The organism is Salinibaculum salinum (assembly GCF_037645885.1).
Classification (GTDB): domain Archaea; phylum Halobacteriota; class Halobacteria; order Halobacteriales; family Haloarculaceae; genus Salinibaculum; species Salinibaculum salinum.
The window spans coordinates 106,332-118,169 of record NZ_JBBENW010000015.1 but is presented as its reverse complement, the minus strand read 5'-3'; the positions used below and the strand labels follow the sequence as shown (position 1 = coordinate 118,169).

At 64.0% G+C, this 11,838-nt stretch carries 12 protein-coding genes, 2 tRNA genes, 2 rRNA genes and 1 other RNA gene; 10 read left to right on the top strand and 7 right to left on the bottom strand.

Going from position 1 to position 11,838, the window contains the following annotated elements; translation table 11 throughout:
* The 3 genes from WDJ60_RS13575 to WDJ60_RS13565 all read left to right on the top strand — a co-directional run.
* Nucleotides 1-388, top strand: a 23S ribosomal RNA gene (locus WDJ60_RS13575); the annotation flags it as partial.
* A gap of 153 nt (nt 389-541) precedes the next feature.
* Nucleotides 542-663 (top strand): 5S ribosomal RNA (gene rrf, locus WDJ60_RS13570).
* A 238-nt stretch (nt 664-901) separates the two neighbouring features.
* A tRNA-Cys gene (locus WDJ60_RS13565) sits at nt 902-977 on the top strand.
* A 207-nt stretch (nt 978-1,184) separates the two neighbouring features.
* Here the strand turns inward: WDJ60_RS13565 and WDJ60_RS13560 are convergent.
* Nucleotides 1,185-1,607, bottom strand: coding sequence for a DUF2391 family protein (locus WDJ60_RS13560; protein WP_340101098.1), 423 nt, complete (start codon nt 1,605-1,607; stop codon nt 1,185-1,187).
* A 199-nt stretch (nt 1,608-1,806) separates the two neighbouring features.
* Here WDJ60_RS13560 and WDJ60_RS13555 point away from each other — a divergent pair, with 199 nt between their 5' ends.
* A complete protein-coding gene (locus WDJ60_RS13555; RefSeq protein WP_340101094.1) occupies nt 1,807-2,076 on the top strand; it encodes a hypothetical protein in 270 nt (89 codons plus the stop codon).
* Here the strand turns inward: WDJ60_RS13555 and WDJ60_RS13550 are convergent.
* The 4 genes from WDJ60_RS13550 to WDJ60_RS13535 form a co-directional block, all read right to left on the bottom strand.
* On the bottom strand, nt 2,061-2,804 hold the full coding sequence (locus tag WDJ60_RS13550) for an SDR family oxidoreductase (RefSeq protein ID WP_340101093.1): 744 nt from the start codon (nt 2,802-2,804) through the stop codon (nt 2,061-2,063). The two genes, WDJ60_RS13555 and WDJ60_RS13550, sit on opposite strands and share 16 nt — an antisense overlap.
* Nucleotides 2,801-3,625, bottom strand: coding sequence for a hydroxyethylthiazole kinase (gene thiM, locus WDJ60_RS13545; protein ID WP_340101092.1), 825 nt, complete (start codon nt 3,623-3,625; stop codon nt 2,801-2,803). Before thiM ends, WDJ60_RS13550 begins: the two co-directional genes overlap by 4 nt.
* Nucleotides 3,622-4,287 carry a thiamine phosphate synthase gene (gene thiE, locus WDJ60_RS13540; protein WP_417750460.1) on the bottom strand — a complete coding sequence of 222 codons (666 nt, stop codon included), beginning with the start codon at nt 4,285-4,287 and terminating at the stop codon, nt 3,622-3,624. Before thiE ends, thiM begins: the two co-directional genes overlap by 4 nt.
* A 70-nt stretch (nt 4,288-4,357) precedes the next feature.
* Entirely contained in the window at nt 4,358-5,677 is a 1,320-nt protein-coding gene (locus WDJ60_RS13535) for an MFS transporter (protein ID WP_340101090.1), read from the bottom strand.
* Nucleotides 5,678-5,887: 210 nt separating this feature from the next.
* Between WDJ60_RS13535 and rnpB the strand changes: the two genes are divergently transcribed.
* An RNA gene (gene rnpB, locus WDJ60_RS13530) (RNase P RNA component) lies at nt 5,888-6,260 on the top strand.
* Between the two features lie 71 nt (nt 6,261-6,331).
* On the opposite strand, the gene WDJ60_RS13525 is transcribed toward rnpB, so the two are convergent.
* Complete coding sequence (locus WDJ60_RS13525) at nt 6,332-7,201, bottom strand: hypothetical protein (RefSeq protein WP_340101089.1); 870 nt, start codon at nt 7,199-7,201, stop codon at nt 6,332-6,334.
* Between the two features lie 225 nt (nt 7,202-7,426).
* Here WDJ60_RS13525 and WDJ60_RS13520 point away from each other — a divergent pair.
* The 5 genes from WDJ60_RS13520 to WDJ60_RS13500 all read left to right on the top strand — a co-directional run bounded on the left by WDJ60_RS13520 (nt 7,427) and on the right by WDJ60_RS13500 (nt 10,582).
* Nucleotides 7,427-7,501: transfer RNA gene (locus tag WDJ60_RS13520), tRNA-OTHER, on the top strand.
* A 73-nt stretch (nt 7,502-7,574) separates the two neighbouring features.
* The gene (locus WDJ60_RS13515; RefSeq protein WP_340101088.1) at nt 7,575-7,850 is read left to right on the top strand and encodes a WNWW family protein; all 276 of its coding nucleotides are present in this window, start codon (nt 7,575-7,577) and stop codon (nt 7,848-7,850) included.
* An 82-nt stretch (nt 7,851-7,932) separates the two neighbouring features.
* Complete coding sequence (locus WDJ60_RS13510; RefSeq protein ID WP_340101087.1) at nt 7,933-8,982, top strand: ABC transporter substrate-binding protein; 1,050 nt, start codon at nt 7,933-7,935, stop codon at nt 8,980-8,982.
* The gene (locus WDJ60_RS13505) at nt 8,975-9,772 is read left to right on the top strand and encodes an ABC transporter permease (RefSeq protein ID WP_340101086.1); all 798 of its coding nucleotides are present in this window, start codon (nt 8,975-8,977) and stop codon (nt 9,770-9,772) included. The genes WDJ60_RS13510 and WDJ60_RS13505 overlap by 8 nt, the downstream gene beginning before the upstream one ends.
* Before the next feature lie 6 nt (nt 9,773-9,778).
* Nucleotides 9,779-10,582, top strand: coding sequence for an ABC transporter ATP-binding protein (locus tag WDJ60_RS13500; RefSeq protein ID WP_340101085.1), 804 nt, complete (start codon nt 9,779-9,781; stop codon nt 10,580-10,582).
* Nucleotides 10,583-10,597: 15 nt separating this feature from the next.
* On the opposite strand, the gene WDJ60_RS13495 is transcribed toward WDJ60_RS13500, so the two are convergent.
* On the bottom strand, nt 10,598-11,830 hold the full coding sequence (locus WDJ60_RS13495; RefSeq protein WP_340101083.1) for an MBL fold metallo-hydrolase: 1,233 nt from the start codon (nt 11,828-11,830) through the stop codon (nt 10,598-10,600).
* Nucleotides 11,831-11,838: the final 8 nt, after the last annotated feature.

The window sequence follows — 11,838 nt, the reverse complement described above, 5'->3', positions numbered from 1 at the left end:
ATGTCGGTTCCCTCCATCCTGCCCGTGCAGAAGCGGGCAAGGGTGAGGTTGTTCGCCTATTAAAGGAGGTCGTGAGCTGGGTTTAGACCGTCGTGAGACAGGTCGGCTGCTATCTATTGGGGGTGTTATGGTGCCTGACGGGAACGACCGTATAGTACGAGAGGAACTACGGTTGGTGGCCACTGGTGTACCGGTTGTTCGAGAGAGCATTGCCGGGCAGCTACGCCACACGGGGTAACGGCTGAACGCATCTAAGCCGGAAACCCACCTGGAAAAGAGGCACCGCTGAGGTCTCTCGTAGAAGACGAGTTCGATAGACTCGGGGTGTACGCACCGAGGTAACGAGGTGTTTAGCCCGCGAGAACTAACAGACCGAAGCCACCATTCATACGTACTGGGACTCTCTGAACGAGTCCAGGCGTAAACTGGATCGCACGTACATATTGGTTTGACCGACACATGGTGTTCCGGACGGAAGTCCGGTGGTCGGGAGATGACCTCTCCCGGTCAACAATTGTGGTTCGAATCCGCAAGTCGGCGTTAAGGCGGCCATAGCGGCGGGGTTACACCCGTACCCATCCCGAACACGGAAGTTAAGCCCGCCAGCGTTCCGGCGAGTACTGGAGTGCGTGAGCCTCTGGGAAATCCGGTTCGCCGCCTCTCCTCATACCGCGGTGGCCATTCCACCGCACTCATTCATTACCCCCGAACAGTGACAACGCTGTTCGGGGGTTTTTGCCGTATATACGCACGCGAGAGCCTGTCAGTCCGGCCAGCGAGGGCTCGATCTATCCGGTCGCGCACGGCGGCCTGTCGGGTTGAGAGCTACCCACCGTTGGCAGTTCGGCTGGTCGCGCAGTATCACAATCCCTAAATCGATACACGCCAGATGTCTAGATGCGCCAAGGTGGCAGAGTCCGGCCGAACGCAGCGGCCTGCAGAGCCGCCCATCGCCGGTTCAAATCCGGCCCTTGGCTTCCTGCGACGAACAAACGTGAGGAGCGGAAGCCACGCCGGTTTGAACCCTAGCACGACCGAAGGGAGTGCATCTGGTTCAAATCCGGCCCTTGATTTGTCCAGTTCACGTGCGAGACCTCGACCACTGCCCGAGGGCAAAGTACTGGGCTGTGAGGCGTTTTGCTCGTGCAAACTCGGAACGAGCTACCAATTTTCCCCGGTTCCCATTAGAACAGCGAGTCGGCGGTTGCGGCACCGACGACGCTGAAGATCGCGCCGATGGAGATGGCCTTGAGCGTCGTGTTCGGCGTCGCTGCGAACGTCTCGGGGGCGTCAAAGACAAAGGCCAGAACCGTGACGGAGAGATACGCGATGAGCACCAGCGAGACGAATCGAATCGGGAGTCCAGCAATCGACTCTTCACGTTCGGCGTCCCGGTCGTGGTCGGCTTTGTACAGCGTCCCGTAGCCGATCGCGACGACGATGAGAACGGTGACAGCCCATTGAATCCAATTCATCGACGCGGCGAGACTCCAGACCTCTTCGGTGACGACAAACGGCGCAGAGAGGATGACCCCCCCGACGATCTGCTGGGCGAGGTCATCGAGGCCGAAGATACGCCCGCCGGAGAACCGGTCGAGCGTGTCTATCGTCCGTTGAATCACCCGTCGGTGCTCGTGGGAGTCTGCTGTCTCTTCGAGGTCCTCCAGTTCGTCGAGCAAGTCTTCGACTTCCTGCTCGTCGGGGCGATCCTCTTCTCGCTCCGCTGTTCTCTTCTCTCTCACGACTGTCTGGTACTGACCGGATAAAAAACAGTATTTGGACTCAGTCTTTCGAGACGGTCGCTGTGTGAGTAGTAACGTCCAAGTGGAATCCGCATCCATCGTTCGATACTGGATGAAACCCACGACTGTCGGGGGCGTGCGATTGACTGAGTGGCGCGTCTGGTTGAACGCGGCCACGTTCGTTTTGGCCACGTGGCTCGCAGTGCTCTTTCTGTCGTCGTCCGTACTTCCGGGGCTGGGTAGTGAAGCGGCGGCGGGACTGGGATTGCTCGCCAGTACCGTACTGTTTGGAATCGGCTTCGCGCTGTTTGCCCGCGATCAGAACCGCTCGTAGATGTCGCGCCGGAAGAGGTCGAGTTCCGTAATCGCACCGGGTGCGTCCTGGTCGACCGCGGTTACGATCGTCTCGGCAACGTCGCTGGCGGAGAGTGCATCCTCGGCGTCGAGCAACTCTTCGTTGGTCTGGTCGCGAGTGTCGCGGCCGAAATCGGTGGTGACACCAGTCGGATTGACGAGCGAGACGGCGACGCCGTCGGGGCCGACACGGCCGGCAACGCTCTGTGCGAAGCCGCGGAGCCACCACTTCGAGGCGGCGTAGACGGGCGTCGACGTGCTGGGGTACTTGCCCTTGTAGCTGCCGACGAACACGAGCGCCCCGTCCGTCTCGCGGAGGTGGTCGACGACGGCCCGGGTCGTGTAGAACGCGCCGTCGACGTTGGTCGCACGGACAGTCCGATACTCCGCCAGCGACAGCTCTGTCAGCGGGACGTTCCGTCGTTCACCAGTGCCGGCGTTGACGACGACAGTATCGAGGCGGCCGAACCGTTCGAGCGTGGTCTCGACGAGTGCCGCCACGGCGTCGGGGTCGGTCACGTCAGTCGGGACTGCGTGTGCGGCGCCGTCGTGGGTGGTCGTGATGTCCGCAGCGACGTGCTGGAGGGGCATCTCGCTGCGTGCGGCGAGCACGATATCGAAGCCGTCGGCAGCCAGTTGGCGGGCGGTCTCGGCTCCGATACCGCGGCTGGCACCGGTTACCAGCGCGACGCGCGACCGGGTCGTCATTCGGCAGTGAGGACGCGTTCGACGCGGGCGTCGCCGTCGTCGTGGTCGGTTTCCGCGAGGCCTGCCACGGCGTCTTTGAACGCGACGTTGTAACTGCCGGGGCCGTGTACGTCGCCGAATCCTCCGTCGGCGGCGGCTTCGCCGGCGAGTCCGAAAGCGACCGTGCCGGCGAGCGCGGCGCGTTCGGCGTCGTCGATTGCACCGGCGAAGGTGGCGACGGTCGCGCCGAGCATGCAGCCAGTGCCGACGACGGTCCCCATGTCGGGGTGGCCGGCGGTCACTTCGTAGGCGGCGTCGGCGGTCGCGACGAGGTCGGTCTCGCCCGAGGCGACGACGACGGTGTCGTACTTCTGTGCGCAGGCGACGGCAGTCGTCGCGATGTCGCTGTAGTCGCCGACGGATTCGACGCCTCGAACGTCGGCGTCTTCGCCGGCGAGGGCGGTAATCTCGCCGTAGTTGCCTTTGATCATGGCGACATCGAGTTCGGTGGCGAGGCGCTCGGCGACGCGGTCGCGGGTGGGCGTCGCGCCGACACCGACGGGGTCCAGTACGACGGGGACGCCGTGGTCGTTGGCGGATTCGCCGGCTTCGACCATGGTCGCCTCGCCTTCTTCGCTGACGGTGCCCATGTTGAGCAGGCAGGCCTGCGCGCCGGCGACCATGTCGCCGACTTCCCGTTCGTCGTCGGACATGACGGGGAGGCCACCCCAGTGGAGGATGACCTGGGCAACGTCGTTGACGGTGACGTTGTTGGTGACGGCGTTTACGAGTGGTGATGCATCGGTGACGGCAGCGAGGTCGGCGTCGAGGTCGAGTGTCATTGGTGTGTTCCTGTGTTTGCGGCGGCGTCGGCTCGTTCGCGTCCCGTTGCAACTGCGTCGACAAGATCGCGGGTGGCCTGTTCGGGGTCGTTGGCCTTCGTGATGGCGGTGATGACGGCGACGCCATCCGCGCCGGCTTCGGTCACGTCTGCGGCGTTGTCCGGCGTGATGCCACCGATACCGACGAAGGGGATGTCGACGGCGGCAGCGGTGTCCCGGACCCGGTCCAGCCCGATTGCGTACTCTTCTTCGGGGATGTCGTCTTTCGACCCGGTGGCGAAGACAGCACCCACGCCGAGATAGTCCGCGCCCGCGCGCTCGGCCTCGCGTGCGGCCTCGACTGTCGAGACCGAGCGACCGATGATGGCGTCTTCACCGAGGAGTTCGCGTGCGTCCTCGACCGGCAGGTCGTCGTCGCCGAGGTGGACGCCGTCGGCGTCGGCCGCGAGCGCGATATCCACGCGGTCGTTGATGACGAGCGAGACGCCGGCTTCGGCGGTCGGACCGCGGAGGTCACGCGCGATGGCGAGTCGCTCGCGCGCACTGGCGTGTTTCTCGCGAATCTGGACGACGTCGATACCACCGGCGAGTGCGGCGTCGACGATAGTCTGCGTCGACCGGCCCGCGGAGAGGTCTGTCTGTGTGACGAGGTACGTTCCGATATCCATCTGGATCCCTATTGGCTGTACTGGGTTTTACCACTGGTGATTACTAACGGCTGGTCGGCGCCACTCACCGGTACGCTTCGAACTCCGACCCGACCAGCAGGAAGTAGCCGGTGCCGACGACGCCGATTGCCGAGGCGAGCGTGAAGGCGACTTCGGGGCTGACTGCCTGCCAGAGCGCGCCACCGAGTGCGGCGCTCGGGATGACGATCGTGTTGCGAAGCAGGTAGTACGCACCGGTGACGCGCCCGCCGGCGTCCCGTTCGGCGGGGCCGACGATGAGTGCTTTGTGTGCTGGCAGGCCGGCGAATCGCAGCCCCGAGAAGGCAAAGAGCAGTCCGACGACCAGCGGGTCTGCGGGTGCGAACACGAGCAGAACGGGGAAGATGGCGTAGACGGCAAAGCCGATGGCGACGACCGGTTTCAATCCTGTTCGTTCGGCGAGTCGGGCGACGGGGTACATCGAGAGCAGTGCGACGACCATCTCGATGCTGAGCAGGGCTCCGAAGAAGACTTCGGGGCTGAGATAGACGCCAAACAGCGTCACGTCCACCTGAAGCACTTCGGTGACGACGACGATGAAGAAGACGTAGACCATCCCGTTGGCGAAGCGGACGAGCGTGTCGGCGACCAGCAGTGGGCGAAGCGCATCGGGAAGGTCGCGGAGATCGCGGCGAATCTGGTCGAGACCGGCGAACTCGTCGCCGATGGTGTCCTCGCTGGCGTCGTACCGGAAATGCTGGATTGCGGTCGCGACAGCGCCGAAGACCGTGGCGACGGCGAGGACGTATAGAAAGCCCGGCAGAATCTCGCCGCCGCCGAAAAACAGGAGTCCAGCCGCACCAGCGGGACCGAGCAGGAACGCTGTACGGCGAAAGGTTTCGGTGCTGGCGAAGCCGCGCGCGAGCTGGGTGTCGGGGACGCTCTGCTTGACGATTGCGAAGGTCGCGCCGAGGCCGAGGGACTTCCAAGCCTGGGCGAGAAAGAGACCGACGAAAATCCAGAGCCACGGCTCGATGGTGACGCCGACAACGTCGATGGGACCGACCAGCGGCGCGACGAGCCAGAACAGGAAACCCAGCGTCGAGAGAATCCCGAAGAGCGTGAGCGCGCTGCGCGAGCCGATGCGGTCGGAGATGGCTCCACCCGGGTAGGGGTAGACCGCGCCGATGATGTTGCCGACGGTGCCGTAGAGCCCGACGATGAAGGGCGTCGCACCGAGTGCCAGTAGATACTGGGGGAGGTAGCGACTCGTCATCTGGAAGCCGAGCGAGAAGGCGAACATCGCGATGGACAACACCAGCACGTCCCGCGGGAGCGCGGCGGTCTGCCGGAACGCGTCGAACGGGTCGGCCTCCGCTGCCGCGTCGTCGCCGTGTTCGGCCATTGGCGTCGCTACGTCCAGACCTCTCTAAAACGTTCGCTACCGGCGGTGTTGTCTATCGCGCCGGACTCGAACGGGCCCGGGAGACGGCCCCTGCGGTAGCACTTGCCGGGATTACTGACGATAGCACGGTGGTAACACTCGCCATGTCCGGCGTCACGTCGGCCTCCGACGACCGAACGGCTTAGGGCGGGGGACCGACTACGCTTCGATGGCAGAGGGAGCCTGGCCCCCGTGGGTACGTGCGGGCACGCGCCTCGACGGCTACGCCGTCTCGGTATAACGTGCTCGTTGAGCACGCCCATGAGGAAAGTCCCCCCACCGTCCGGGCAGGCGACCGGGTGCAAACCCGGGGCGGGAGACCGTCGGCTCTGGAACAGAAACGACACGGCGCCGCCGGACCGATGAGGCGCGCGAATCTCGGCCGCAAGGTCGGGAGAGACCCCGCCGAGGGTCGATGGCGGCGAATCGATGGAACGGCGAATCCTCGCCGGTGCAAGTCCGGACCACAAGGTAGCTCGGACACATGGTTCGGACGCTCAGCCGAATGCCGGGCCGAACAGAAGGGGGCTTACTCCCCTCAGCCACTTTCCAGATACGACCGAAGAGCAACAGTACCCATTCAGTTCTCGTCGCTTGTCGGCTCTCCGAGGCGGATTATTCTTCGTCCTCAGTTACCACGATACGACCGCGCTCGACCATGAACGGATGGCCGTACCCACAGTAGACCGGGCATGCAAACCCGAACGAACCGCTCGTGGTTACCACGAACCCGAGTTCGTTGGGCACTGTCGAGTGATGCCAGAGGTACACCGGCGGTGCGAGCGTTCCGCTGTAACCGCCCCAGGACGAGCCCGGTGAGCCAGGCCCGTACGGCCCTCCCTGTCCGCCTCCCGGACCAGACGGGCCACCATGTGGTCCGTGATGCCCGCCCCACGGCCCCCATTCCGGTTCGCCGCTACCGGGTTCCTGCCTCGGACCGCCAGGTCCCATCCCTGGTCCCTGTCCCGGTCCGCCAGGCCCCTGTCCCGAACCACCAGGCCCCTGTCCCGAACCACCGGGCCTGGCCCCCAGGAAGTCGTCGTGGAGGATAGCGAGACCGTGGTCTGGATACGCAGCCTCGGCCGAGTCGTGCAGGGTTTCGAGGGTCGTCCCCTGCGGAACGGGGAGTGCTTGTTCGTTTCGCTGTGCGCGTTCGTCCGAACTCGGAATGCCCGCTCGGACTGCTTCGGGCAGCTTATCGACCGCGGCTTCGGCTTCAACGTTGAAGAGGGTGAGCCGCAACTCGTCACCCGACGAAAGCGTTAGCTGGGACCGTTCCTCACCGCTTTCGTCCAGGATGACGTATCCCCAGTGGTACGACCCGATAAAGGCCCGAACTGTCTCCGCCTGCTGTGTCGCGACCTGCTGTCCCTTGCTCTCCGGTGCGCTCTCTCGCTGAACCAGTGTATTCAATCCCGAACGGCCAGTAAGGGCTGTCGTCCCGACGAGTGCGACCAGTTCACGGCGCGTGAGTGGTAGAGGCATACATCTCGAAAGAGTCGTGAAACTAACGTGGTGGTTGTGGTACTTCCCTTCATCTGACAACCACTGTGGCTAAACGGATTCGTTTGGTAACAACTGTGCAAGTCTCTCTCCGTCGACGGACACCTGTTGCGACTCAGCATTTCGAAACGACCAGATTATACAGCGTCTCTTCCGAGCAGTACCCACTGCATAACAATGCGGGCGTCCGCATTCGTGTCTTCGTGGGCGCTGGTAGTGTAGTCTCGCGTAACACACAGTCCGACCACGACTGTACCGCAGGTTCAACTCCTGCCCAGCGCATTCGTCCGTTCCTCTCTCTGTCGAACCGTTGTCATGGGGTAGTTTCAAGGACGTGTATGATATCAATTCACATATGGACCGGGAGGAACTCGAGCGCGAACTCGACGAAGCGTTCGGTGGCGACGAGCAGACTCGGCGGGCGATTTCCCGGCAGGCCCGCGACCTGGCGGACTCCGGTCGGGTTCAGACCGACTTCGACTACGAACTGACTGTCGACGCTGTCGTCGACCACCTGGCCGACGCACCGGACGACCACACACTCGTCGAACGGTGGAACTGGTGGGTCGGTTCGCTCGATCTCGCTGAGGGTGGGTACCAGCGGTTTCACGTCCGTCCCGATATCGTCTGAAAACGGCTCTAGTGCCGTCATAGACGGCGGCAAGTCTCGCTCAGGTGAGAGGTGTTTTTTTCCGCCACCGTCTTCCTCTGTCATGGAACAGTCCCTTTCTCGCCGTCGACTTCTCCAGACCACAGGTGCCGGGATGGCCGCTCTCTCTACGAGTACCGCCGGGTGCCTGGGAATCGGTAGCGGCTCTGACTCTGATTCGCTCACACTGGGGACACTCAACGTCTTCCCGATGATGCAGTATTTTGTCATCGAACAGCAAGGCTGGTACGACGAACTCGACACCAATATCCAGGTCAAGACCTTCGGCGGTGGGCCGCCGCTGGTCCAGGCGTACGCATCGGGGAGTCTCGACCTCGCGTACGTGGGTATTAGCCCTGGACTCGTCGCCATTGCCAACGGTGTCGCCTCGAAGGTCGTCGCGGCGAACGTCCTCGAACCGAACGTTATGGTGGGCAGCAGCGAGTTCCGCTCGTACTGGGACGACTACGGTGCGGACGCCTTCCAGCGCTTCCGCGACGACAACGGACGAAAACCGCGCTTTGCGACGTTGCCGTCCGGTTCGACTCCCGACGTCTTTCTTCGATACTGGATTACGGAAGTACTCGACCTGAGCCTGGACGTCGTGGAAATCGTCGGGCAGAGTCCGAGTGCGTTGCAGTCGACGCTGTCGTCGGGCAACGCCGACGCTGGCAGCGCTATCGAACCGATTCCCACGGCGCTCCAGGAGAACCCGGATGCGGATATGGAGCCGTTCAAATACGCCGGCGAAATCATGCCCGGGCAACCGGGTGCGGTGCTCCAGCCGTCCCAGTCACTCGTCGACGACGACCCGGAACTGGTCCGCAGTCTCGTCGACATTCACGTCCGCGCGACGGAGTTCATCAACGAGAACCGCGAAGCGGCCGCAGAGATGGCGAGCACGGTCGTCGGTTCGGACATCCTCTCCCAGGGCGTCGCGACGACGGCGATCAACTCGCCGGCCTCGACGTTCATTTCGGACCCACATCGTATCGTCGACAAGTCCCTGGTGTACAACGACTTCCACCAGCAACTCGACTCGGTCGACGACGACCTCTCGGAAGACGACGTCTTCGACCACAGCTTCTACGACGAGGTGAGCAGTGGTGAGTAACGTCGAACCGGAGACGCTCGACGTACCCGGAACAGGCGGCTTTCGAATCGGGAAACTCCGAAACCTGGCCCTCCAGCTGGGCTCGCTCGTCGCCTTCGTCGCGCTCTGGTGGGGAGTCGCGCTCGTCACGCCGCGAACGCTGCTCCCACAGCCGCCTGCGGTGCTCGATGTGCTCGTCCGGGATATCGGGTCCGGACAGATGTTCGAGCTAATCCTCCAGAGTCTCGGTCACTACATCCCCGGGCTGCTCATCGGTTCGGCGCTCGGCATGTCGGTCGGCGTGCTCGTCGGCTGGTCGTCGCTGGCCGAGGAGACGGTCGGTACCGTCGCCGGCCTGCTCCGACCGGTGCCGCCGCTGGCGTGGATTCCCTTCGCCATCATCTGGTTCGGACTCAACGACCGGGGAGCGGCCTTCATCATCGCGATCGTCGCGTTCTGGATCAACTACTACAACGCCGAAAGCGGCGTCCGCGACGTCGACCAGAGCCTGCTCGAAGTCGGGCAGTCGCTCGGCACGAAATCCGACCTCGGACTCATCCGCCGTATCGTGTTGCCATCGGCGACGCCGGAGCTGTTCACCGGGTTTCGTACCGCGGCCGGACAGGCGTGGATGGTGATGGTCGCGGCCGAACTCCTCGGTGTTCCCGGCATCGGGAAACACCTCTGGGACGCGGCGAACTTCCTGCAGATGCCCGTCGTCATCGCGTACATGCTCGTCATCGGCGTGCTCTTCCTCCTGTCGGACCGACTCATCAAACTCGTCGAAACGCGCGTCCTGAACTGGCGGTGAGACACCATGGGAACAGAACCAATCGAAACGACAGACGACACACACAGCACCGACACACCGGAAATCGCCGTCGACCACGTCTCGAAGACCTATCAGAGCGAGCGTGGTGCCGTCCGGGCGCTCGACGACGTGGACTTCGACGTGCAGGCCGGCGAGTTCGTCTCTATCGTCGGCCCCTCCGGCTGTGGCAAATCGACTGCCTTCCGAATCATCGCTGGACTGGAATCACCCACTGAGGGCGACGTCCGCGTCGGTGGCACGCCGGTCACCGGCCCCGGCCCCGACCGGGGGATGGTCTTCCAGGACGACGCGCTGTTTCCGTGGCGGACGGTGGCGAAAAACGTCGCTTACGGGCTGGAGGAGGTCGGCCCGCCCGACGGATTCACAATCGACGAGCGCGTCGACTACTGTCTCGACCTCGTTGGCCTCTCGGAGAAAGCCGACGCCTTCCCGAAGGAGCTTTCGGGCGGGCAGCGCCAGCGCGTGGGTATCGCGCGTGCGCTCGCGGTCGACCCGCCGATTCTCCTGATGGACGAACCCTTCGGCAGCGTCGACGCTCGCACGAAGACGACGCTCCACCGCGAACTCCTCGATATCTGGACGGAGACGCAGAAGACGATCTGTTTCGTGACCCACGACATCGAGGAAGCGGTCTACCTCTCGGACCGCATCGTCGTCTTCTCCGGCGGACCGGGCACTGTCTTGGACGAGATAGCCGTCCCGCTCGACCGCCCCCGCGACCGCACCGGTGACGGATTTACCGACATCAAAGCCGACGTGCTCGCGTACTTCGAGGGCGAAGAGGACTAGCGGGCCGCCGTGCGCTCATACCGAGACGGTGTCACCAATCCCTGGCGCGCTCGTCTCGAACCCCTCATCCCGGAGTTCGTCCGCGAACTGCTCACAGCGGTCGCCGTGGTTGACCAGCACCGGGGTGTCGCGGTACGAATCGAGAAACGAGCGGATACCCTCGCGGTCGGCGTGCGCGGAGAAGTCGTACTGCTCGACCTGCGCGCTGACCGGCATCACGCGGCCGTCGATTTCCGCGCTGCCGGTCTCCAGCAGATTCCGGCCAGGGGTCCCCTCGACCTGGTAGCCCGTCATCGTGATTTTGTTGACGGGATTGCCTCGGATTGCCGGGATGTACGTCATGGCGGGGCCACCGGAGAGCATCCCGCTCGTCGTGATGATCGCGGCCTTCTGTTCGGTGATGCGCTTTCGCTGGCCGTCGCGGCCGTCGACGACGCGGGCGTGTCCCGCGGCGCGCTTGAGCGCGTCCGCGTCGCGGACGAACGCCGGGTGGCGGCGGAGCATCTCCGTCACCTCGACGCCCATCCCGTCGACGTAACAGGGGATGTCGTATTCCTCGCAGATCAGCAGCATCTCCTGGGTGCGCCCGATGGCGAAGGCGGGGACGACGACGGTGCCGCCCTCCCACAGCGTCGTCTCGACGCTCTCGACGAACCGCTGTTCGACGGTTGCACGCTCTTCGTGGGTCACGTCAGAATAGGTACTCTCACAGAGCACGACGTCTGCGTCGGGACGAGCAGTGGTTTCCGAGACGAGTCGCTGTCCGCCGGTGTGGAAGTCGCCGGTGTACAGCAGGCGCGTCTCGCCATCGTCCACGAGCACGTGTGCACTCCCGGGGATGTGGCCGGCGTTGTAGAACGTCACGTCGTAGCCGGCGGCCTCGAACGTCTCCCGGTAGCCGTGGGTCTCCGACACCTGCGTGACGCGTTTCACGTCTGTCTCGGTAAAGGGGCAGTTGTACGTACCCCCGTGTAGCTTGAGCGTATCCCGGGCGAGCGTCAGCGCCAGTTCGCGGGTCGGCGGCGTCCAGTGTATCGGGGGGCGTTCGTCCCCCGACAGCAGGGCTGGCAGCGTTCCGACGTGATCGAGGTGGCCGTGCGAGACGACGACGGCATCGGGGTCGGGCGTCTCGACGGGAAACTGGGGCGGGTTCCCGGTCAGCATGCCGAAATCGAGCAACAGGGAGTCGTCGACGAGGACGGCACTCCGGCCGACCTCGCGTGCGCCGCCGAGAAACCGCAGTCGCATTGACGTGA